The sequence below is a fragment of the Curtobacterium sp. MCSS17_016 genome (assembly GCF_003234255.2).
In the GTDB taxonomy this organism is placed as follows: domain Bacteria; phylum Actinomycetota; class Actinomycetes; order Actinomycetales; family Microbacteriaceae; genus Curtobacterium; species Curtobacterium flaccumfaciens.
The window spans coordinates 2,005,965-2,027,242 of record NZ_CP126254.1; the positions used below are offsets into that span (position 1 = coordinate 2,005,965).

Below are 21,278 nucleotides of genomic sequence, written 5' to 3' on the forward strand. Positions count from 1 at the left end.
GGGCAACCGCGCGGTCGGGGCGGCATCCGTTCTCTCCACAAGCGCGTCCCCGGCGTCCGCACGCGAGCACGTCTCGCACTAGTCTTGACGCACCATTTCGATCGAGGAGTCCCATCATCGTGACCGAGTCAGTCGCACCCGCGCCCGCCGAGCTTCCCCAGGCACCCGAGCCCCGGACCGCGACGACGACCACGACCGGCACCGAGCTCTTCGACGGTGAGCGCGGCGTCGTCGCGATCCGCGTCGACGGTGTCCTGAAGGACCTCGCGGCGGACGTGCAGGCCGGCGAGACCGCCGAGGCCGTCACCCTGCAGGAGCAGGACGGGCTCGACATCCTCCGCCACTCGGCCGCCCACGTGCTGGCGCAGGCCGTGCAGCAGATCAACCCGGACGCCAAGCTCGGGATCGGGCCGCCCGTCACCGATGGCTTCTACTACGACTTCGACGTCGCCGAGCCCTTCACCCCGGAAGACCTCAAGGCGATCGAGAAGGGCATGGACCGCATCGTCAAGCAGGCCCAGCGCTTCCGTCGCGTGGTCGTCACCGACGAGCAGGCACGCGAGCTGATGGCGGGGGAGCCCTACAAGCAGGAGCTCATCGGCCTCAAGGGTGCGGCGTCCGACGGTGACTCCGGCGAGAGCGTCGAGGTCGGTGCCGGCGAGCTCACCGTGTACGAGAACGTCGACCCGAAGTCGGGCGAGGTGCTCTGGCAGGACCTCTGCCGCGGCCCGCACGTCCCGCACACCCGCTGGATCGGCAACGCCGCCAAGCTCATGCGCGTCGCCGCCGCGTACTGGCGCGGCTCCGAGAAGAACCCGCAGCTGCAGCGCATCTACGGCACCGCCTGGCCCGACAAGGACCAGCTCAAGGCGTACCTGGTGCGCCTCGAGGAAGCCGCCAAGCGCGACCACCGCAAGCTCGGCGCCGAACTCGACCTGTTCTCGTTCCCCGACGAGATCGGTTCCGGCCTGGCGATCTTCCACCCGAAGGGCGGCATCATCCGCCGCGAGATGGAGGACTACTCGCGCCGTCGGCACGAGGAGAACGGCTACTCGTTCGTCTACACGCCCCACATCACCAAGGGCGACCTGTTCGAGACCTCCGGGCACCTCGGCTGGTACAAGGACGGCATGTTCCCGGCCATGCACATGGACGAGGCGAAGGACGAGGACGGCAACGTCACCCGGCAGGGCGCCGACTACTACCTCAAGCCGATGAACTGCCCGATGCACATCCTGGCGTACCGGTCGCAGCCCCGCTCCTACCGCGACCTGCCGCTCCGGATGTTCGAGTTCGGCACGGTGTACCGCAACGAGAAGTCCGGCGTCATCCACGGCCTCACCCGCGTGCGCGGCCTGACCCAGGACGACGCGCACATCTTCACCACGCAGGAGAAGATGAAGGAGGAGCTGACCACGACCCTCGCGTTCGTGCTCTCGCTCCTGCGCGACTACGGGCTCGACGACTTCTACCTCGAGCTGTCGACGAAGGACCCGGAGAAGTACGTCGGCGACGACGAGATCTGGGACGTCGCGACGAACACCCTGCGCGAGGTCGCCGAGGAATCCGGCCTCGAGCTGGTGCCGGACCCCGCCGGTGCGGCGTTCTACGGCCCGAAGATCTCCGTGCAGGCTCGCGACGCGATCGGCCGCACGTGGCAGATGTCGACCGTGCAGCTCGACTTCAACCTGCCGGAGCGCTTCGGCATCGACTACACCGCGGCCGACGGCTCGCGCCAGCGTCCGGTGATGATCCACCGCGCGCTGTTCGGCTCGATCGAGCGCTTCTTCGGCGTCCTCACGGAGCACTACGCAGGCGCGTTCCCGGCGTGGCTGTCGCCCGTCCAGGTCGTCGGCATCCCGGTCGCGGCCGAGTACGGCGACTACCTCGACGAGGTCATCGCGAAGCTCCGCGCGCACGGCGTCCGCGCCGAGGTCGACCACTCGGACGACCGCATGCAGAAGAAGATCCGCACGCACACCAAGGCGAAGGTGCCGTTCCAGCTCATCGCCGGTGGCGACGACCGCGATGCCGGCGCCGTCAGCTTCCGCTTCCGCGACGGCCGCCAGGACAACGCGGTGCCCGTCGACGAGGCCGTGGACCGCATCCTCACCGCGATCCGCGAGCGCACGCAGGTCTGATGGCGCAGTCGGGAGGCCCGGAGCAGGCCGGTGGGACCGGTCACGTCGACGACGTGGCCGGCCCCACCGCCGCCGCGCCCTCCGAAGGCGCGGACACCGATCCGCTGGTGATCCGCGACGCGGCCACCGGCGCAGCCGTCCCGGACGCGTTCCAGCGGCTCTGGAACCCGCACCGGATGGCCTACATCGACGCCGGCCGCGAAGGCCGGGGTCGCGGGCACGACGACGACTGCCCGTTCTGTGAAGCCCCGCGGAAGTCCGACGAGGACGCCCTGATCGTGGCCCGGGGCGAGCACGCCTACGTGCTGCTCAACCTGTTCCCGTACAACAACGGGCACCTGCTGGTCTGCCCGTACCGCCACGTCCCGCTGTACGACGAGGCCACGCCGGACGAACTGCGCGAGATCGGCGAGCTGACCCAGACCGCGATGCGGGTGCTGCGCGAGGTGTCGCACTGCGACGGCTTCAACATCGGCATGAACCAGGGCGAGGTCGCCGGTGCCGGCGTGGCCGCACACCTGCACCAGCACATCGTCCCGCGGTGGCAGTCGGACGCGAACTTCTTCCCGATCATCGCCCGGACCAAGTCCATGTCGCAGTTGCTCGGCGAGACCCGTCGACTCGTCGCCGACGGGTGGCCCCGGGCGCACTAGACTGGTCGGCATCATGAGCGACAGCACCAGCACCTCCGGCACCCCTGGCACCTCGATCACCGGCTCCGACCGCGTCAAGCGCGGACTCGCCGAGATGCTCAAGGGCGGCGTGATCATGGACGTCGTCGACGCCGAGCAGGCCCGCATCGCGGAAGAAGCCGGTGCGACCGCCGTCATGGCCCTCGAGCGCGTCCCCGCCGACATCCGCGCGCAGGGCGGCGTCGCCCGCATGTCCGACCCCTCGATGATCGAGGAGATCATCGCCGCGGTGTCGATCCCCGTCATGGCGAAGGCCCGCATCGGCCACTTCGTCGAGGCGCAGGTGCTGCAGGAGCTCGGCGTCGACTACGTCGACGAGTCCGAGGTGCTGTCGCCGGCCGACTACGTGAACCACATCGACAAGTGGAAGTTCACCACCCCGTTCGTCTGCGGTGCCACCAACCTGGGCGAGGCGCTCCGTCGCATCACCGAGGGCGCGGCCATGATCCGTTCCAAGGGCGAGGCCGGCACGGGCGACGTGTCCGAGGCCACCAAGCACATCCGCACCATCACCAAGGAGATCGCGGCGCTCCGCAACCTGCGTGACGACGAGCTCTACGTCGCCGCCAAGGAGCTCCAGGCCCCGATCGACGTCGTGCAGGAAGTCGCCCGCACCGGCAAGCTCCCCGTCGTCCTCTTCACCGCCGGTGGTGTCGCCACCCCGGCCGACGCCGCGATGATGATGCAGCTCGGTGCCGACGGTGTCTTCGTCGGTTCCGGCATCTTCAAGTCCGGCGACCCGGCAGCGCGTGCCGCCGCGATCGTCAAGGCGACGACCTTCCACGACGACCCCAAGGTCATCGCCGAGGTGTCCCGTGGTCTGGGCGAGGCGATGGTCGGCATCAACGTCGCCGACGTCCCCGCACCGCACCGCCTCGCCGAGCGTGGCTGGTAGTCCGACGAGCGCCGCTCGGCCCCGCATCGGGGTCCTGGCGCTGCAGGGTGACTTCCGCGAGCACATCGCCTCGCTGACCGAACTCGGCGCCGACGTGGTGCCGCTCCGTCGCCCCGAGGAGATCGAGACCCTCGACGGCGTCGTGATCCCCGGGGGCGAGTCGAGCGTGATGGACAAGCTGTCCCGCGCGTTCGGCGTCGCCGAGCCCCTCGCCGACGCGATCCGCGGTGGCCTGCCCACCTACGGCACCTGCGCCGGCATGATCATGCTGTCGTCGCGGATCACCGACGGCATCAGCGGCCAGCAGACCCTCGACGTGCTCGACACCACCGTGCGCCGCAATGCGTTCGGTGCGCAGAACGACTCGTTCGAGATCGACATCCCGATGCCCGACCTGGGCGACGCCCCGGTCCACGCGGTGTTCATCCGAGCCCCCGTGGTGGAGCAGCGCGGCGACGACGTCCACGTCCTCGGCGCACTGCCCGACGGCCAGGTCGTCGCCGTGCAGCAGGGCAACGTCATCGCCAGCGCGTTCCACCCCGAGGTCGCCGGCGAGGACCGCTTCCACCGCCGGTTCCTCGACCTGGTGCGCAACGCCTGAGGCGTGAGCGCCCACTCGCCGCACCGACGGGACGGAAGCCGCGCCGCGCCTCCAGGCCGGTGTTCGGCCCACAGGGCCGCTAAACTGAGCGGGACTTTCCGCAAGACGCAAGGAGAACCGTGTCCGGGCATTCCAAGTGGGCAACGACCAAGCACAAGAAGGCGGTCATCGACCAGCGCCGTGCCAAGTCGTTCGCCAAGCTGATCAAGAACATCGAGGTCGCCGCGAAGATGGGCGGTGCCGACATGTCCGGCAACCCGACCCTGGTCGACGCCGTGCAGAAGGCGAAGAAGACCTCGGTCCCCAACGACAACATCGACCGCGCCGTCAAGCGCGGTGCGGGTCTCACGGGCGAGACCATCGAGTACACGACGATCATGTACGAGGGCTACGGGCCCAACGGCGTCGCGATGCTCATCGAGTGCCTCACGGACAACAAGAACCGTGCCGCGGCCGAGGTCCGGACCGCGATGTCGCGCAACGGCGGCACCATGGCCGACCCGGGCAGCGTCGCCTACAACTTCTCGCGCAAGGGCGTCATCTCGGTCACGAAGACCGACGGCCTCGACGAGGACACCGTGATGACCGCGGTGCTGGATGCCGGTGTCGAGGACGTCATCGACCAGGGCGGCGGCTTCGAGATCATCACCGAGGCGAGCGACCTGGTCGCTGCCCGCACCGCCCTGCAGGACGCCGGCATCGACTACGACTCCGCCGACGCCGAGTTCGTGCCCGGCCTCAAGGTCCCGGTCGACGCCGAGACCGCCCGCAAGGTGTTCCGCCTGATCGACGCGCTCGAGGACTCGGACGACGTGCAGAACGTCTACTCGAACTTCGACATCCCCGCGGACGTCCAGGCCGAGCTCGACGAGGACGAGGGCGAGTAACCGTGCTCCGTGTGCTCGGGGTGGACCCCGGGCTCACCCGGTGCGGCGTCGGCGTCGTCGAGGTCGCACCGAACCGGCGCGCACGGCTCGTCCACGTGACGGTCGTGCGCACCCCGCCGGACATGCCGCTCGAACAGCGGCTGCTCCGCATCGCCGACGGCATCGCCGCCGAGATCGACGAGCACCGCCCGGATGCGGTCGCCGTCGAGCGGGTGTTCGCGCAGGCGAACGTCCGCACCGTGATGGGGACCGCGCAGGCGGCCGGCCTGGCGCTGCACGCCGCGGCCGCCCGCGGCCTGCCCGTCGGCCTGCACACCCCGTCCGAGGTCAAGGCCGCCGTCACCGGCTACGGCAACGCCGACAAGCGTCAGGTGCAGACCATGATCGCGCGCGTGCTCGGTCTCGACGAGGCCCCGAAGCCGGCCGACGCCGCCGACGCGCTCGCGTTGGCCGTGTGCCATGCCTGGAGGCTCGGATCACCCGACGCCGCCGGCTCGCGTGCCACGAACCTCACCCCGGCACAGCGTGCCTGGCGGGACGCCCAGGGCGGCACCGTCGACTCGCCGCTGGCCCGCGCGGCCGCCGCCGCGGCCCGCCCGCAGCGTGGCAGGTCGGCGTCGTCGGTGGGCGGCCCTAGGCTCGGAGCATGATCGCGAGTCTCCGGGGCACCTGCATCGACATCGCCGGTTCGGCCGTGGTGATCGAGGTCGGGGGAGTCGGGTACGCCGTCACCGTGACCCCCGCACACGCGCTGACGATGCGCCACGGTTCCGAGGTGTTCGTGCGGACCGCCATGATCGTGCGCGAGGACGAGCACCTGCTCTTCGGGTTCGAGTCGACCGACGCCCTGCAGGTGTTCGACCTGCTCCGCGGGGTCTCCGGCGTCGGCCCGAAGTCCGCGATGGGCGTCCTGGCCCACATGGACCCGGCGCAGATCGCGAACGCCGTCGCGAACGAGGACGACGGTACGTTCCGCAAGGTCTCCGGCATCGGCCCGAAGACGGCCAAGCTCATCATCGTCGCGCTCTCCGGCAAGCTCGTGGCCTTCGAGCAGGCAGCCGTGGTCGCGGCAGCACGGGGGACCGCAGTGCACCCCGCCGCGGTCGACGTCGTCTCGGCGCTCATCGGCCTCGGCTGGCGCGAGGACGCGGCACAGTCCGCGGTCGACGACGCCGTCGCCAACGAGCCCGGTGCCGCCGCGATGGGCACCCAGGCCCTGCTCCGTGCCGCCCTCGGCGCACTCCGACCCGCGGCAGCCGGCCGGTGAGCGGCATCACGTCCGCCGGCGCCGAGTCGCAGGAGGAACTCGCGTTCGAAGGCGCGCTCCGTCCGCGCTCGCTCGACGAGTTCGTCGGGCAGCGCAAGGTCCGCGGGCAGCTCGACTTGCTCCTCAAGGCCGCGGGCATGCAGGAGCGCACGCCCGACCACATCCTGATGGCGGGTCCTCCCGGCCTCGGCAAGACCACGCTCGCGATGATCGTCGCGCACGAGACCGGCCGACCGCTGCGCATGTCGAGCGGGCCGGCGATCCAGCACGCCGGTGACCTCGCCGCCGTGCTGTCGTCCCTGGTCCCGGGCGAAGTGCTGTTCATCGACGAGATCCACCGCATGGCCCGCTCGGCAGAAGAGATGCTCTACCTGGCGATGGAGGACTTCCGCATCGACGTGATGGTGGGCAAGGGCGCCGGTGCCACGAGCATCCCGCTCGACCTCGCGCCGTTCACGCTCGTCGGGGCCACCACCCGGGCCGGCCTGCTGCCGAACCCGCTGCGCGACCGCTTCGGGTTCACCGCCCACCTCGAGTTCTACGAGAAGGACGAACTCGAGCAGGTCCTGATCCGTGCGGCCCACCTGCTCGAACTCGACATCGACCGGACCGCCCTGCGCGAGATCGCCGGACGCTCCCGTGGCACCCCACGCATCGCGAACCGCCTGCTCCGCCGGGTGCGCGACTACGCCCTCGTGCACCGCACCACCGACGGCATGGCCGCGGTCCAGGGTGCGCTCGACCTGTACGACGTCGACGAACTCGGCCTCGACCGCCTCGACCGTGCCGTCGTCGAGACCATGCTGACCCGGTTCGACGGCGGCCCGGTCGGCCTGAACACCCTGGCAGTCTCCGTCGGCGAGGAATCCGAGACCATCGAGTCGGTCGTCGAACCGTTCCTCGTCCGCGTCGGACTCGTGACCCGCACCCCCCGCGGGCGCATCGCGACACCGCGGGCCTGGCGACACCTCGGCCTCACCCCGGGGCAGGGCGACGGCGGGCAGCCGGGGCTCTTCGACGACCCGGAATCCACCGCCTGACCGCCGATCAGTTGGGTGACATGCCACGGACACCGGCGTGCCCTAGACTGCTACGGCCCGAAACCGAGCAACCAGAGAAGGCAACGCATCATGGGTCAAGAAGTCATCCTCATCGTCATCGTCGTGGCGTTCGCGGCCTTCATGTTCTACAACAGCCGCAAGCGCAAGAAGCAGCAGGCCGAGCTCGTGGACAAGATGGTCCCGGGCGCCAAGGTCATGCTGTCCTTCGGCCTCTACGGCACGCTCCTCTCCGTGAACGAGGAGAAGGTCACCGCTGACGTCGAGATCGCGCCGGGGACCATCGTCACCGTGCACCGTCAGACCCTGTCGCGCGTCGTCGACGACAACGCGTCCGACGTCGAGACCACCACGACCACCGAGGACGAGCCGAAGCCGGTGGCCGAGCTCAACGGTGAGCCGGTCTACGGCGAGCGGGTCGACACCGACCGTGTCGACGAGACCGACGCCACGAAGCGCACGTCCGACGACTGACGCCCTCGGCCGCCGGGTCGTCTGACCCGGCGGCTTCCCTCTGCCGTCGCACGGTGTGCCGACGGTCCTGAACAGAAAGACGAGACGACCGGTGGCACGATCGACACCCGTCAAGAAGGCGCTGCGCTCGCTCACCTGGTTGGTGATCCTGATGGCGATCCTCGCCGGCGTGAACACCGCCGCGTCGATCCTCGCCGGCTCTTCGAAGGACGACACCGACAAGTGGTACCAGGGCGCGAGCTGGGTGCCGGAGCTGGCTCTGGACCTGCAGGGCGGCACGCAGCTGACCCTCGCGGCGCAGAACACCGAGGGCGACTCCGTCACCTCGCAGCAGCTGCAGCAGGCGGTGAACATCATCCGCCAGCGCATCGACGCCACCGGTGTCTCCGAGTCCGAGATCAACACCCAGGGCGCGAACAACATCGTCGTCTCGATCCCGGGCCGCCCTGACAAGGCCACGATCGACCGCATCGAGGCAGCCGCGAAGCTGACCTTCCGTCCGGTGCTCTTCACCGAGGCCGCGACGAACTCCGCCGTCGGTGACGACGGCAAGGGCACCGCATCGGCCACGCCGTACTCGCCGCCGGCCTCGCTCGCCGCGACGCCGAGCGCGAAGCCGACCAACGCGAGCGACCTGAACTGGGTCACCCCGAAGCTGCAGGACCTTTACACCAACTACAACTGCTCGGCGCCGGACGACGTCACCACAGCGCCCGACGACGAGCCCCTGGTCACCTGTGACCAGGACGGCGCGGGGAAGTACATCCTCGGACCGGTCGAGGTCTCCGGTGCCGACATCAGCAACGCCACTTCGGGTCTCGCCACCGACTCGCAGGGCACGTCGACGGGCCAGTGGGCCGTCAACCTGACGTTCAACGGCGAGGGCTCGAAGGACTTCCGCACCGTCACGAACCGTCTCGTCTCGCTCCAGCAGCCGCAGAACCAGTTCGCGATCGTGCTCGACGGTTCGGTCATCACCGCACCGACGACGGACTCCGCGATCACGAACGGCAAGGCGCAGATCAGCGGGAACTTCACCGCCGAGTCTGCCAAGACCCTCGCCGACCAGCTCAAGTACGGTGCGCTGCCGATCAACTTCCAGGTGCAGTCGAACGAGAACATCTCGGCGACGCTCGGCACCGCGCAGCTCATCGGTGGCCTCGTCGCCGGTCTGATCGGGCTGATCCTGGTGATCATCTACTCGGTCATCCAGTACCGGGCCCTGGCGTTCGTCACCGTGCTGTCGCTCGGGATCGCCGCGGTGCTCACCTACCTGGTGATCGCGATCATGTCGTGGCGCGTCGACTACCGTCTCTCGTTGGCGGGTGTGGCGGGTCTGATCGTCGCGATCGGCATCACGGCGGACTCGTTCATCGTCTACTTCGAGCGCATCCGTGACGAACTCCGCGACGGCCGTGCCCTCGAGAGCGCGGTCGAGTCCGGCTGGAAGCGTGCTCTCCGCACGATCCTGGCGTCCGACGCGGTGAACTTCCTCGCCGCCGTCACGCTCTACGTGCTCGCGGTCGCCGACGTGAAGGGCTTCGCGTTCACGCTGCTCCTCACGACCCTCATCGACATCGTGGTGGTCGCGCTCTTCACCCACCCGATGATGCAGCTCATCGCCCGCAGCCGGTTCTTCGGCGAGGGGCACCGGTTCAGTGGTCTCGACCCGGCAGCACTCGGCGCCGTCTACCGGGGGCGCGCGCAGTTCCGCGCACCCGTCGTGGACGGCAAGCGCCAGCGCAGTGCCGGTGAGGCACAGCGCCGACAGACGATCGCGGAGCGGAAGGCCCAGCAGGCCTCCGGCGACAACGGCTCGACGCCGGACGGGAAGGACGACTGATGGCCAGCTTCAGCCAGTTCGGCAGCGACCTCTACACGGGGAAGCGGTCGTACGACATCATCGGGCGCCGGAAGACCTGGTACCTCATCGCCCTGGCGATGATCGTGATCTCGCTCGTCACCCCGTGGCTCCGTGGCGGGTACCAGCTCGGCATCGAGTTCACCGGCGGCTCGGAGTTCACGATCTCCGACGTCAAGACGCTCGACCAGAACATCGCCACCGAGACCGTCGAGGACGTCGTCCCGGAGTCGATCCCGCGCGTCTCGCAGCTCGGCACGCACGGCATCCGGGTCCAGACCGGGCAGCTCACCGACCGGCAGACGACCGAGGTGCAGGACGCCCTGGCGAAGGCCTACGACGTCCCGGAGAGCCAGGTCGCCGCGACCTTCATCGGCGCGACGTGGGGTGCCGACGTGCTCGCGCAGGCCATCCGTGGTCTCGTGATCTTCCTCGCCCTCGCCGCGGTCTTCATGACGCTGTACTTCCGCACCTGGAAGATGTCACTGTCCGCGATGGCGGCGCTGCTGCACGACCTGCTCATCACGGCCGGTGTGTACGGCATCGTCGGGCTCGAGGTCACGCCCGCGGCGGTCATCGGCTTCCTGACGATCCTCGGGTACTCGCTCTACGACACCGTGGTGGTCTTCGACAAGGTGCGTGAGAACACCGCGCAGGAATCCATCCGGACGTTCAAGCAGTCGGTCAACCTCGCGGTCAACCAGACCCTCGTCCGATCGATCAACACGTCGGTCGTGGCACTGCTGCCGGTCGCGGCGATCCTCTTCATCGGGTCGTACGTGCTCGGCGCCGGTACCCTGCGCGACATCTCGCTCGCGCTGTTCATCGGCATCATCGTCGGCACCTACTCGACGATCTTCATCGCGTCGCCGATGTACGCGCAGCTGCGGGAGAACGAGCCGAAGATCAAGGAGTCGGACGCCAAGAAGACCGCGGCGGCCGAGAAGCGCCGGCGCGAGGTCGACGCAGCAGAGGCGAGCGTCTGATGCCCATCGAGATCCAGGAGATCGACGTCGCCGAGGCCCAGCGCCGCATCGACGCCGGAGCCCGCCTGTTCGACGTCCGCGAGCAGGGGGAGTGGGACGAGGTCCACGCTCCCCGGGCCACGCTCGTGCCGATGTCGGAGTTCGTGGATCGCTGGCAGGAGATCGACGGCGGCGACCAGCCGGCCATCATCGTCTGCCACTCCGGCGGCCGTTCGTCGCGCATCGTCGCGGCGCTCGAGCAGTCGGGGATCCCGGCCGTCAACCTCTCCGGCGGCATGCTCGCCTGGGAGCAGGCGGGGGCACCGGTGGAGCGCGACGCCCAGGGCGAACCGCGTCACGGGCACTGACCGGGGACGCGTAGTCTTGTCGGATCGAGCTCGGATCGAGCTCTCGGACCGAGTCCTGGGAGGCGCATCATGACGGACACCCGCGAAGAGCCGTCCGCGCCGAGCCGCCCGGGTTCCGCCCCGCGGCCCTCGAGCCCGATCGGTCCGAACACCACCGGCAACCTCGGTTCCCTCCGCTCCCTGCTGCCGCGCCTGTTCTCGCGCGCCCAACCGGCCGGCGCCGTGGACACACTGATCCGCACGGTCCGCTCGCACCACCCCAAGGCCGACGTGACGCTCATCGAGCGGGCCTACTCGGTCGCCGAGCGCGCGCACGACGGGCAGAAGCGCAAGTCCGGTGAGCCGTACATCACGCACCCCGTCGCGGTCGCGCAGATCCTGGCCGACCTCGGCATCGGCACGATCACCATCGCGGCTGCGCTCCTGCACGACACGGTGGAGGACACCGACTACCAGCTCGACCAGCTGCGGGCCGACTTCGGCGACGAGATCGCGATGCTCGTCGACGGCGTCACGAAGCTCGACAAGGTCAAGTACGGCGACAGTGCCCAGGCCGAGACCGTCCGCAAGATGGTCATCGCGATGTCGAAGGACATCCGCGTCCTCGTCATCAAGCTCGCCGACCGCCTGCACAACGCCCGCACGTGGGGCTTCGTCGAGTCGACCTCTGCCACGCGCAAGGCGAAGGAGACGCTCGAGATCTACGCGCCGCTCGCGCACCGGCTCGGCATCCAGATGATCAAGCTCGAGCTCGAGGACCTGTCGTTCGCGGTCCTGCACCCGAAGCTCTACGTCGAGATCGACAGTCTGGTCAAGGAACGCCAGCCGAAGCGCGAGCAGTTCGTCCAGAACGTCATCGGGACCCTGAAGAAGGACCTGAAGGCCGCCAAGGTCCGCGGCGACGTCATGGGCCGGCCGAAGCAGTACTACTCGATCTACCAGAAGATGATCGTGCGGGGTCGCGAGTTCGACGAGATCTACGACCTCGTCGGCATCCGCGTGCTCGTGCCGACCGTGCGCGACTGCTACGCCATGCTCGGCTCGGTGCACGCCCGCTGGACCCCGCTGCCCGGTCGCTTCAAGGACTACATCGCGACCCCCAAGTTCAACCTGTACCAGTCGCTGCACACCACGGTGCTCGGACCGCAGGGTCGTGCGGTCGAGATCCAGATCCGCACGCACGAGATGCACCAGCGCGCCGAGTTCGGTGTCGCCGCCCACTGGAAGTACAAGCAGCGTGCTGCCGGCCGTGACGCCGGTACCTCGTCGACCACGGACGACCAGGACATGGCGTGGCTCGCCCACATCACCGACTGGCAGGCCGAGACCAGCGATCCGGGCGAGTTCCTCGATTCCCTGCGCTATGAGATCGGCGCGAAGGAAACCTACGTCTTCACGCCGCAGGGCAAGGTCATCGGGCTCCCCGCCGGAGCCACCCCGGTCGACTTCGCCTACGCCGTGCACACCGAGATCGGCCACCGCACGATGGGTGCGAAGGTCAACGGCCGCCTGGTCCCGCTCGAAAGCCAGTTGTCCAGCGGCGACGTCGTCGAGATCTTCACGTCGAAGAACCCCGATTCCGGCCCCTCGCAGGACTGGTTGCAGTTCGTCCGCAGCCCCCGCGCGCGCAACAAGATCAAGCAGTGGTTCACCAAGGAGCGCCGCGAAGAGGCGATCGAGCAGGGTCGCGACGCCATCGCCCGGGCGATGCGCAAGCAGAACCTGCCGCTCCAGCGCATCATGAGCCAGGACAGCATCGCCGAGGTCGCCTCGTCGATGCGGTACGAGGACGTCTCCGCCCTGTACGCCGCCATCGGCGAGGGCCACGTCTCGACGCAGTCGGTGATCGAGAAGGTCCTCGGCAATGTCCAGACCGAGACCGAGACCGACGAACCCGAACTCGCGTTCCCGCGCCAGGTCACCAGTCGGCAGCTGCGCACGAGCGACAGCGGCGTGCTGGTCCGCGGTGCGCCCGACATCCTCGTGAAGCTCGCGAAGTGCTGCACGCCGGTGCCGGGCGACCAGATCGTGGGCTTCATCACCCGAGGCCAGGGCGTCTCGGTGCACCAGTCGTCGTGCACCAACGTGAAGTCGCTCATGAACGAACCCGACCGGATGATCGAGGTCGAGTGGGCCCCGTCGTCGAAGTCGGTGTTCCTGGTGCAGATCCAGATCGAGGCGCTCGATCGGTCGGGCCTGCTCAGCGACGTCACCCGGGTGCTGACCGACCACCACGTGAACATCCTGTCCGCGACGGTGTCGACCTCGTCCGACCGTCTCGCGCTCAGCCGGTTCGTGTTCGAGATGGGCGACACCATCCACCTCGACCGCGTGCTGAACGCGGTGCGTCGCATCGACGCCGTCTACGACGTCTACCGCGTCAGCGCCGGCTAGCGGCCCCGCCCGCGCGGCCCGTCCGTCGACCGGTCACGACTCGTCGCGCGGGCACCGTCGAGCGGTCACGAACCGTCGGCTGCGGTCCTGCCTGCCGACAGTCCGCGACCACTCGACGGATGTGAGCGGGGTGTCCTGACCGCCCGCACGCGCCGCGCCGGGAGGCCCGTGGCGGCCCCGCCCCGCGCCTCCCGTGTCTCCAGCCCGTCGACCGGTCACGACTCGTCGCGTGGGCACCGTTGACCGGTCACGAACCGTCGACTGCGGCCCTGCCAACCGACGCTTCGTGACCACTCGGCGGACGTGAGCGGGGTGTTGTGACCACCTGCACCCTCACCCCGCGCGCACGACGCCCTACCGCACAGCACCCCCAGCCGCGCCCTGCAGCCCCCGCAACCGCCGCTCGGCCTGCCGCACCATGGGGATCGTCCCGAGCGACGTCAGGCGTGCCCGCAGCTCGGCAGCCGTGACCGCCCCGATCGCGAGCAGCCCGTGCACGGCCGTCGCCTCGGCCTCCCCGAACGCACCGGCCGTCGGCCCCGGCGTCCGGAGCAGGTCGACCGCGGTCCGCGCCGGCAGCGTGACCCGCAGCCCCGAGCGCTCGACGGTGTCGTCGACGTCGATCCGGACCTCCCGCAGGCGGACGTCCGGCCCGACGTGCACGCGCACCTGCGGCGGGATGCAGGCCTCGAGCGGCGCCGGCGGCCGGGACACCGCACCCCAGATCCACGCGGCGGTCAGCGTGCAGGCGATCAGGCGCGCGTCCCGCAGGACCCAGGCGGCAGCGGCGGCGCGCAACGACGGCGTCTGCGGTTCAGCGGGGGAGGCCCAGCAGGGACCGACGGCGACCAGCTCGCCGGCCAGGACCGCCGCACGCAGCTCGGGCTCCGGCCAGTCGTCACTGGTCAGCAGTCGCGGGCGGGGCACCCGCACATCCTGCCCGACCTGCGCACGCGACCGACAGGCCTGTGGACAAGCCACGCACCGACCGGGAGGACCGTGGCGGGCCCGCACCGCGCCTCCAGGCCGTCGCCGGTCACGTCCAGGGCGTGGGCCGCGTCGACGACGCGACCAGCCGACGGCCGCGCGCCGGATCGGACGCGGCCGGGCGCGACGCGCGGGCTCAGCGCAGGACGTCGGCGCGGTGCACGAGCGCCGCGGCACCGATGAGCGGACCGTCCTGGGACAACCCGGTCGGCACGATCTGCACCTTCGTGACGAACCCGAACTCGACACGCTCCGCCACGGCCTGCCGGGCGTACTCGAACAGGTCCGGGGTGACGTGCGAGAATCCGCCACCGATGGCGACGATCTCGAGGTCGACCAGGCTCGTGGCGGCGGCGATGGCCTGCCCGAGGGCACGGCCGCTCCGCTGGACCGCGGCGACGGCGATCTCGTCGCCGGCGGCGTAGGCGGCCGAGAGTTCCTCGCCGGTCGTGCCCGCGAAGCCCTGACGACGTGCCCAGGCGACGGTCTTCGGGCCGCTGGCGATCGCCTCGAGGCAACCGGTGCCGCCGCAGGCGCAGGGGTCGTCGTAGCCGCCGCACTCGACGTGGCCGATGTGGCCGGCGTTGCCCGTCGGTCCGCTGACGGTGCGACCGTGCAGGATGAGCCCGCCGCCGACACCGGTGGAGACGATCATGCCCATGACGTGCTCGTAGCCTTGGGCCGCGCCGACCCAGTGCTCGGCGAGGGTGATCGCCAGGCCGTCCATGCGGAGCGTCACCGGGACGTCGTCCGGCACGAGCGCCGCGATCCGGTCGCGCAGCGGGTGACCACGCCAGACCGGCATGTTGAGCGGGGAGACGAGACCGTGCTCCTCGTCGACCGGGCCGGCGGAGCCGACGCCGACACCGACGAGCGTCGCGTCGGCGGGCAGCGCGCCGAGCGCGGCCGTGACGACCTCGTCGACGGCGGCCTGCAGCTCGTCCGAGGTGCGCTGTGGCCCGGTGGGGCTGCGGAACCGGGTCGACGGCAGCACGACGCCCTGGTCGGTGACGAGCGCGGCCTCGACCTTCGTGCCGCCGAGGTCGACGGCCAGGGCGAGGGCGGGGGACTGGGGTGCGGTGCTGGACATGCGCGCTCCGATGCGGCGGTCTGGAGGCACGGTGCGGGTCGCCGACGCGTCGTCGCGTCCGGTGGGCTCCGGCCTGGTCGTGGTGGGTCGTGCTGGGTGCGTGGGCTCGGCCAGGTCGGCTCAGCCCCGTGGGTTCAGTAGGACGTCGTGTCGTCGCCGAGCGCCGACGCGGCGCCCGTCTCGGCGCGGTGCGCGACCTCGTCGAGGATGCGGGCCGAGGCGCTCGTGCCGATGCGGTTCGCGCCCGCCTCGACCATCTCGAGCAGGGTGTCGAGCCCGCGGACGCCGCCGGAGGCCTTCACGCCGGTGTCGGCACCGACCGTGCGGCGCATCAGGGCGATGTGCTCGGCCGTCGCGCCCCCGCCGGCGAACCCGGTCGAGGTCTTCACGAAGGCGGCGCCGGCGGTCTGTGCCGCACGCGAGGCCGCGACGATCTCGTCGTCGGTCAGGAACGCGGTCTCGAGGATCACCTTGACGACGGTGTCGCCGGCGGCGTCGACGACCGCGCGGACGTCCTGCTCGACGCGCTGCCAGTCGCCCGACTTCGCGGCGCCGATGTTCTGCACCATGTCGAGCTCGAACGCGCCGTCGGCCAGGGCCTGCAGCGACTCGGCGACCTTCGCCGCGGTGGACGTGGTGCCGTGCGGGAAGCCGATCACGGTGCCGACGCCGACGCCGGTGCCCGTGAGGCGCTCGACGGCGTGGGCGACGTCGCTCGGACGGACGCAGACGCTGAAGACGCGGTGGGCGGCGGCTTCGTCGAGCTGGGCGTCGACGTCCGCGCGGGTGAGTTCGGGCTTCAGGATCGCGTGGTCGATGAGGCCGCGGACGGCATCGACGGTGACGGGGAAGGCTGCGTTGTCCACCCGGCAAGCCTACCCGTCAGGCGTGCCGCGTAGCGTGCAGGGCATGCAGGTCCTCGTCACCGGCGCCACCGGGTACATCGGTGGTCGTCTCGTCCCTCGTCTCCTCGAAGCCGGCCACTCCGTCCGGGTGTTCGTGCGCAACCCCCGGAAGCTCCAGGACGTCCCGTGGAGCAGTGAGGTCGACGTCGCAGAGGGCGATCTCCAGGACGCCGAGGCGGTGCGCGCCGCCGTCGACGGGGTCGAGGCGGTCTACTACCTGGCCCACGCGATGGGGGCCGACGGCGACTTCGAGTCGGCCGAGCGCGAGGCCGCCGAGACCATGGCGCGCGAGGCGAAGGCGGCCGGCGTCAGCCGGTTCGTCTACCTGGGCGGGTTGCACCCCGACGGCGAGCTGTCCAAGCACCTCCGCAGCCGCAAGGAGGTGGGGGAGATCCTCCTCGGCTCCGGCGTGCCGACGGTGGCGTACCAGGCCGGGGTCGTGATCGGCTCGGGCAGCACCTCGTTCGAGATGATCCGGCACCTGACCGACGTCCTGCCGTGGATGCCCGCGCCGCGCTGGGTCCGCAACCACATCCAGCCGATCGCGGTCCGCGACGTCCTGTACTACCTGGTGGCCGCGCTCGACGTCCCCGCCGATGTCAACCGCACCTTCGACATCGGCGGCCCCGACGTCCTGCGGTACGGCCAGATGCTGAACGGCTACGCGGTCGAGGCGAAGCTGCCCCAGCGCCCGATCACAGTCCTGCCGGTGCTCACCCCGCGCCTCGCCGCGCACTGGTTCAACGCCGTCACCCCGATCCCGCGCAAGCTCGCGACGCCGATCATCGAGTCGCTGCAGTTCGAGTGCGTGCAGCGCGAGCACGACATCGACGACGTCGTGCCGCAGCCCGAGGGCGGGCTCACCTCGTACCGTCGGGCCGTCCGCCTCGCGCTGAACAAGATGCGCAGCGGTCAGGTGCAGACGAGCTGGCGCAGCGCGACGCTCTCGAGCGCCTCGGCCGACCCGATGCCGAACGACCCCGACTGGGCCGGGCACACGGTCTACGTCGACGACCGGAAGCGGCACTCCAGTGCCTCCGCCGAGGAGGTCTGGCGTGTCGTCGAGTCGATCGGCGGCGACAACGGCTGGTACTCGTTCCCCCTCGCCTGGGTCGCCCGCGGCTGGATGGACAAGATCGCCGGCGGTGTCGGCCTGAACCGCGGCCGGCGTGACCAGCAGCGCCTGGAGCAGGGCGACGCGCTCGACTGGTGGCGCGTCGAACGACTCGAGCGCGGCCGGTACCTGCGACTCCGAGCCGAGTTCAAGTCGCCCGGTCGTGCCTGGCTCGAGATGACCGTCACACCGAACCCCGACGGCGGCAGCGACTACCACCAGCGGGCCATCTACTTCCCGCAGGGGCTGGCCGGGCGGCTGTACTGGTACGGCATCCTGCCGTTCCACGGCATCATCTTCCCCGGTATGGTCGAGCGCATCACCGCCGCCGCCGAGCGGGAGTCCGACCACACCGGGTCCACGCAGCGCAACCGGACGCAGCAGACCGGGACCCCCGAGCCGGCGCACGAGGAGGCAGCATGACCGACGACCGCAGCCCCGTCCTCTTCCTGGGGGACAGCATCACCGAACAGGGCGACTGGGACACCTGGCTCCCCGACGAGCACACGCTGAACCAGGGCATCGGTGGCGACACGACCGACGGCGTGCTGACGCGCCTCGACGCCGTCGTCGCCGAACAGCCCGAGGTGATCGTGCTGCTCATCGGCACGAACGACTTCGGCAACCACCGCGCCAGCGCCGAGCACGTGGTCCGCAACGTCGAGACCATCCTGGTCACGCTCCGCCGCGAGCTGCCGGGCGTGCGCCTGCTGCTCGTGTCGATCCTGCCCCGGCAGGCCGAGTACGCCACGAAGATCGAGCAGGCCAACCGGCACCTCCGCCAGTTCGTCGCCACGTGCCACGCGCAGTACCTCGACGCCTGGCCCGCCCTGGCCGACGGCGACCACCTGGACGCCCGCTTCACCGAGGACGGCCTGCACCTGACCGAAGAGGGCTACCGCGCGCTGGTCGGTGAACTGGTGCCGGCGCTCGAGCGCGTCCGCGACCTGCCGCCGATGTCGCGGTCGATCCAGGCGATCGACCTCGACGGCTCCGCGGACTGATGGCCACACGCAAGGGGCGACCCCCGGTGGGGTCGTCCCAGCACGGCGTGCCCGCAGGGTCCTCGCGACCCGCAGGGTCCCCGCGACCGGCAGCCGCCGCACCCGTCAACGGTGCCCGTGCCACGCCGCCCTTCACCCGCCCCGCGCTGGCGCCGTCGATGATCGCGGCGATCGTGCTGCTGGCCTGCGTCGCCATCGTCGACTCGTCGGGCTTCGTCTTCGCCCGCTGGGGCGTGACGGTGCTCGCGTTGATCGTGCTCGTCTTCAGCGTGCGCGGGAAGGTCTGGTGGGCCGCCCTGCTCATGGCCGCCGTCGCCGCGTGCTGGAACCCGCTCGTCACGGTGCCCATCCCCGGACAGGTGTGGGCGGCCCTGCAGCTGGTGGCCGCCGCGCTGTTCATCGTGGTGGGCATCGTGGTCAAGGTGCCCCGCGAGTCGGACGGACGGTAGGATCGGCAGGTCGGGTACAGGACCCGGCCGCACACCCGAAGGGCATGGATGAACGACGAGACCGAGCCGGTGACCGAGAGTCCTCTGCTGAACCCTCGACCGTCCTCCGGCGGTCTCGACCGATCCGACGTCGTCGTCCGCAAGGGGCGGCTGACCCTGATCAACGGACACCTCACGCCGCAGCAGTCGATGATCGAGGACCTGCTGTTCCTCAACGACGCGCTCACCGCGGCTGACGTCGACCACCTGCTCATCCGCGGCAACGACCAGCGCCCGGTGATCGCCCTCGACGAGCGTGACCGCCAGCGCGCCGAGAGCGCCGTGATGTCCGCGGCCGTCAACGAGCCCTTCTACGCGAAGCCCCCGGGCAAGCCGGCCGTGCTCGTGCAGGACGACGGACTCGGCTCCGTCGAGGAACCCGTGCTCCGCGTGTTCCGCCCGCGGCTCGAGCCGCTCGGACGCCTGCGCTACGGCGCCGAGACGAGCGTCCAGCTCGAGTTCTGGCGCGTCACCGACATCGAGGTCCTCGCACCCGTCGAGAACGCCCTGATGCGTCGCAGCCTGCCGATCGACGAGTTCGTCCTCGTCGACATCGAACGCTACGGCCGCACCTGGCGCACCGTCGAGCACATGTTCGACGACCACGTCTCGGACATCCGGTTCCCGATCGACATCGTCTTCTCGTGGGTCGACGGCAACGCCATCGAGTACCAGCGCGCCCGCCAGGCCGCACAGTCGAACGCCGTCCTGGGCGAGGGCGACGACGCGCCGGCCCGGTTCCGCCAGATCGACGAGCTGAAGTACGCGCTCCGATCGGTGCACACCTTCGCGCCGTGGATCCGCCAGATCTACATCGCGACGGACTCCCCGGCGCCGCACTGGCTCGCCGAGCACCCGAAGGTCCGCATCGTCCGCAGCGAGGAGTTCTTCGCCGACCCCTCCGTGCTGCCGACGCACAACTCGCAGGCCGTCGAGTCGCAGCTGCACCACATCCCGGGCATCAGCGAGCACTTCATCTACTCGAACGACGACATGTTCTTCGGGCGCCTCGTCGACCCCTCGGTGTTCTACAGCCCGGGATCGGTCACGAAGTTCATCCTCGCGTCGACCCGGATCGGCCTCGGCTCCAACAACCCGGCACGCAGCGGTTTCGAGAACTCCGCCCGCGTGAACCGTCGCCTGCTGCAGCAGCGCTTCGGTGCGGTGACGACCCGGCACCTCGAGCACGCGCCGACGCCCCTGCGCGCCTCGATCATGACCGAGATGGAGCACGAGTTCGCCGACGAGTTCGCGGCCACTGCGGCCTCACGCTTCCGCGCCGCCGACAACATCTCGGTGACGAACTCGCTGTACCACTACTACTCGCTGCTCACCGGTCGGGCGATCATCCAGGAGAACGCGGCCGTCGGGTACATCGACACGACCATGGTCTCCGGACTCAAGGCCCTCGACGAGCTGCTGAAGAAGCGGAACGTGGACTTCTTCTGCCTCAACGACGGCAGCTTCCCCGAGGTCAGCGACGAAGAGCGCACGCAGCGCGTGACGGGCTTCCTGGAGCGCTACTTCCCGTTCCCCGCGCCGTGGGAGCGCCCCAGCGCTTAGGACGCGCCAGCGGCCTGCTGGGAGCGTCCCAGCGCTCAGGACGCGCCAGCGGCCTGCTGGGAGCGTCCCAGCGCTCAGGACGCGCCAGCGGCCTGCTGGGGCGCTCCGGGCGAGCCTGCGAGCCCGGCGCCGGAACCCAGCCACGTGGTTCCGGCGCACCCACACGCTCCACCGGTCACGACACCCCGCCACCCCCACGCCGACCGGTCACAGCCCGTCGCCTGCGCCGCCCACAGCCGACGGAACATGACCACGCGACACAGCACCCGCGGTGAGTCGCGACCACCCCGCGGGCCGGGAGGCGCAAGTCGACCCCGCCACGGGCCTCCCGACCGTCGGGCGTGCCGTCGGGACGTACACGACGCCGCGCGGTCAAGACACCCCGTTGACTGCCCGCCGAGCGGTCACAAACTGTTGATTGCCGAGCCGCCAGCCGACGGAACGTGACCACTCGCCGCGCACTGACGGGGAGTCGTGATCGTCCGCGCCCGCAGTCGGTGAGCAGAAGAGGTCGGGTCCGCATG

The 21,278-nt window shown here is 70.3% G+C and carries 20 protein-coding genes; 17 read left to right on the forward strand and 3 right to left on the reverse strand.

Features of this window, described 5'->3' with window-relative positions; translation table 11 throughout:
• Nucleotides 1–119: 119 nt before the first annotated feature.
• The 13 genes from thrS (at nucleotide 120) to DEJ19_RS09615 (ending at nucleotide 13,603) form a co-directional block, all read left to right on the forward strand.
• A complete protein-coding gene (gene thrS, locus DEJ19_RS09555) occupies nucleotides 120–2,141 on the forward strand; it encodes a threonine--tRNA ligase (protein WP_111232727.1) in 2,022 nt (673 codons plus the stop codon).
• Entirely contained in the window at nucleotides 2,141–2,794 is a 654-nt protein-coding gene (locus DEJ19_RS09560; protein WP_258370549.1) for an HIT family protein, read from the forward strand. Before thrS ends, DEJ19_RS09560 begins: the two co-directional genes overlap by 1 nt.
• Nucleotides 2,795–2,807: 13 nt before the next feature.
• Nucleotides 2,808–3,728, forward strand: a complete 921-nt coding sequence (gene pdxS, locus DEJ19_RS09565) for a pyridoxal 5'-phosphate synthase lyase subunit PdxS (RefSeq protein ID WP_111232726.1) — start codon at nucleotides 2,808–2,810, stop codon at nucleotides 3,726–3,728.
• Nucleotides 3,718–4,329 carry a pyridoxal 5'-phosphate synthase glutaminase subunit PdxT gene (gene pdxT, locus DEJ19_RS09570; RefSeq protein WP_111232725.1) on the forward strand — a complete coding sequence of 204 codons (612 nt, stop codon included), beginning with the start codon at nucleotides 3,718–3,720 and terminating at the stop codon, nucleotides 4,327–4,329. The genes pdxS and pdxT overlap by 11 nt, the downstream gene beginning before the upstream one ends.
• A 119-nt stretch (nucleotides 4,330–4,448) precedes the next feature.
• Nucleotides 4,449–5,216 carry a YebC/PmpR family DNA-binding transcriptional regulator gene (locus tag DEJ19_RS09575; protein ID WP_017887357.1) on the forward strand — a complete coding sequence of 256 codons (768 nt, stop codon included), beginning with the start codon at nucleotides 4,449–4,451 and terminating at the stop codon, nucleotides 5,214–5,216.
• Between the two features lie 2 nt (nucleotides 5,217–5,218).
• A complete protein-coding gene (gene ruvC / locus DEJ19_RS09580) occupies nucleotides 5,219–5,866 on the forward strand; it encodes a crossover junction endodeoxyribonuclease RuvC (RefSeq protein WP_071403845.1) in 648 nt (215 codons plus the stop codon).
• The gene (gene ruvA, locus DEJ19_RS09585) at nucleotides 5,863–6,483 is read left to right on the forward strand and encodes a Holliday junction branch migration protein RuvA (protein ID WP_111232724.1); all 621 of its coding nucleotides are present in this window, start codon (nucleotides 5,863–5,865) and stop codon (nucleotides 6,481–6,483) included. Before ruvC ends, ruvA begins: the two co-directional genes overlap by 4 nt.
• Nucleotides 6,480–7,523, forward strand: coding sequence for a Holliday junction branch migration DNA helicase RuvB (gene ruvB, locus DEJ19_RS09590; protein ID WP_111232723.1), 1,044 nt, complete (start codon nucleotides 6,480–6,482; stop codon nucleotides 7,521–7,523). The genes ruvA and ruvB overlap by 4 nt, the downstream gene beginning before the upstream one ends.
• A 90-nt stretch (nucleotides 7,524–7,613) precedes the next feature.
• A complete protein-coding gene (locus DEJ19_RS09595) occupies nucleotides 7,614–8,015 on the forward strand; it encodes a preprotein translocase subunit YajC (protein WP_111232722.1) in 402 nt (133 codons plus the stop codon).
• 91 nt (nucleotides 8,016–8,106) lie between these two features.
• Complete coding sequence (gene secD, locus DEJ19_RS09600; protein WP_111232721.1) at nucleotides 8,107–9,858, forward strand: protein translocase subunit SecD; 1,752 nt, start codon at nucleotides 8,107–8,109, stop codon at nucleotides 9,856–9,858.
• Complete coding sequence (gene secF / locus DEJ19_RS09605) at nucleotides 9,858–10,862, forward strand: protein translocase subunit SecF (protein ID WP_111232720.1); 1,005 nt, start codon at nucleotides 9,858–9,860, stop codon at nucleotides 10,860–10,862. Before secD ends, secF begins: the two co-directional genes overlap by 1 nt.
• The gene (locus DEJ19_RS09610) at nucleotides 10,862–11,209 is read left to right on the forward strand and encodes a rhodanese-like domain-containing protein (protein WP_111232719.1); all 348 of its coding nucleotides are present in this window, start codon (nucleotides 10,862–10,864) and stop codon (nucleotides 11,207–11,209) included. The genes secF and DEJ19_RS09610 overlap by 1 nt, the downstream gene beginning before the upstream one ends.
• A 69-nt stretch (nucleotides 11,210–11,278) precedes the next feature.
• A complete protein-coding gene (locus DEJ19_RS09615; protein ID WP_228513657.1) occupies nucleotides 11,279–13,603 on the forward strand; it encodes a RelA/SpoT family protein in 2,325 nt (774 codons plus the stop codon).
• Between the two features lie 354 nt (nucleotides 13,604–13,957).
• Here the strand turns inward: DEJ19_RS09615 and DEJ19_RS09620 are convergent, their stop codons facing one another.
• The 3 genes from DEJ19_RS09620 to deoC all read right to left on the reverse strand — a co-directional run bounded on the left by DEJ19_RS09620 (nucleotide 13,958) and on the right by deoC (nucleotide 16,546).
• Entirely contained in the window at nucleotides 13,958–14,530 is a 573-nt protein-coding gene (locus tag DEJ19_RS09620; RefSeq protein ID WP_181441473.1) for a type IV toxin-antitoxin system AbiEi family antitoxin, read from the reverse strand.
• A 196-nt stretch (nucleotides 14,531–14,726) separates the two neighbouring features.
• Entirely contained in the window at nucleotides 14,727–15,680 is a 954-nt protein-coding gene (locus tag DEJ19_RS09625; protein WP_111232717.1) for an ROK family protein, read from the reverse strand.
• A 134-nt stretch (nucleotides 15,681–15,814) separates the two neighbouring features.
• Nucleotides 15,815–16,546 carry a deoxyribose-phosphate aldolase gene (gene deoC / locus DEJ19_RS09630; protein WP_083404120.1) on the reverse strand — a complete coding sequence of 244 codons (732 nt, stop codon included), beginning with the start codon at nucleotides 16,544–16,546 and terminating at the stop codon, nucleotides 15,815–15,817.
• Between the two features lie 43 nt (nucleotides 16,547–16,589).
• Between deoC and DEJ19_RS09635 the strand changes: the two genes are divergently transcribed.
• The 4 genes from DEJ19_RS09635 to DEJ19_RS09650 are packed head-to-tail and all read left to right on the forward strand — an operon-like array spanning nucleotide 16,590 to nucleotide 20,754.
• Complete coding sequence (locus DEJ19_RS09635; RefSeq protein WP_258377352.1) at nucleotides 16,590–18,122, forward strand: SDR family oxidoreductase; 1,533 nt, start codon at nucleotides 16,590–16,592, stop codon at nucleotides 18,120–18,122.
• Nucleotides 18,119–18,703, forward strand: coding sequence for a GDSL-type esterase/lipase family protein (locus DEJ19_RS09640; RefSeq protein ID WP_111232715.1), 585 nt, complete (start codon nucleotides 18,119–18,121; stop codon nucleotides 18,701–18,703). Before DEJ19_RS09635 ends, DEJ19_RS09640 begins: the two co-directional genes overlap by 4 nt.
• Nucleotides 18,703–19,152 (forward strand): DUF6804 family protein, encoded by a 450-nt coding sequence (locus DEJ19_RS09645; RefSeq protein ID WP_111232714.1) that lies wholly within the window; start codon nucleotides 18,703–18,705, stop codon nucleotides 19,150–19,152. The genes DEJ19_RS09640 and DEJ19_RS09645 overlap by 1 nt, the downstream gene beginning before the upstream one ends.
• A 48-nt stretch (nucleotides 19,153–19,200) precedes the next feature.
• Nucleotides 19,201–20,754 carry a stealth family protein gene (locus DEJ19_RS09650; RefSeq protein ID WP_111232713.1) on the forward strand — a complete coding sequence of 518 codons (1,554 nt, stop codon included), beginning with the start codon at nucleotides 19,201–19,203 and terminating at the stop codon, nucleotides 20,752–20,754.
• The last annotated feature ends 524 nt before the right edge of the window (nucleotides 20,755–21,278 follow it).

Bases quoted from the DNA above. Each gene is read 5' to 3' on its own strand.
- DEJ19_RS09560 (WP_258370549.1), top strand. From the start codon at position 2,141: ATGGCGCAGTCGGGAGGCCCGGAGCAGGCCGGTGGGACCGGTCACGTC.
- pdxS (WP_111232726.1), top strand. From the start codon at position 2,808: ATGAGCGACAGCACCAGCACCTCCGGCACCCCTGGCACCTCGATCACC.
- ruvA (WP_111232724.1), top strand. From the start codon at position 5,863: ATGATCGCGAGTCTCCGGGGCACCTGCATCGACATCGCCGGTTCGGCC.
- DEJ19_RS09595 (WP_111232722.1), top strand. From the start codon at position 7,614: ATGGGTCAAGAAGTCATCCTCATCGTCATCGTCGTGGCGTTCGCGGCC.
- secF (WP_111232720.1), top strand. From the start codon at position 9,858: ATGGCCAGCTTCAGCCAGTTCGGCAGCGACCTCTACACGGGGAAGCGG.
- DEJ19_RS09610 (WP_111232719.1), top strand. From the start codon at position 10,862: ATGCCCATCGAGATCCAGGAGATCGACGTCGCCGAGGCCCAGCGCCGC.
- DEJ19_RS09615 (WP_228513657.1), top strand. From the start codon at position 11,279: ATGACGGACACCCGCGAAGAGCCGTCCGCGCCGAGCCGCCCGGGTTCC.
- DEJ19_RS09625 (WP_111232717.1), bottom strand. From the start codon at position 15,680: ATGTCCAGCACCGCACCCCAGTCCCCCGCCCTCGCCCTGGCCGTCGAC.
- DEJ19_RS09635 (WP_258377352.1), top strand. From the start codon at position 16,590: ATGCAGGTCCTCGTCACCGGCGCCACCGGGTACATCGGTGGTCGTCTC.
- DEJ19_RS09640 (WP_111232715.1), top strand. From the start codon at position 18,119: ATGACCGACGACCGCAGCCCCGTCCTCTTCCTGGGGGACAGCATCACC.
- DEJ19_RS09645 (WP_111232714.1), top strand. From the start codon at position 18,703: ATGGCCACACGCAAGGGGCGACCCCCGGTGGGGTCGTCCCAGCACGGC.
- DEJ19_RS09650 (WP_111232713.1), top strand. From the start codon at position 19,201: ATGAACGACGAGACCGAGCCGGTGACCGAGAGTCCTCTGCTGAACCCT.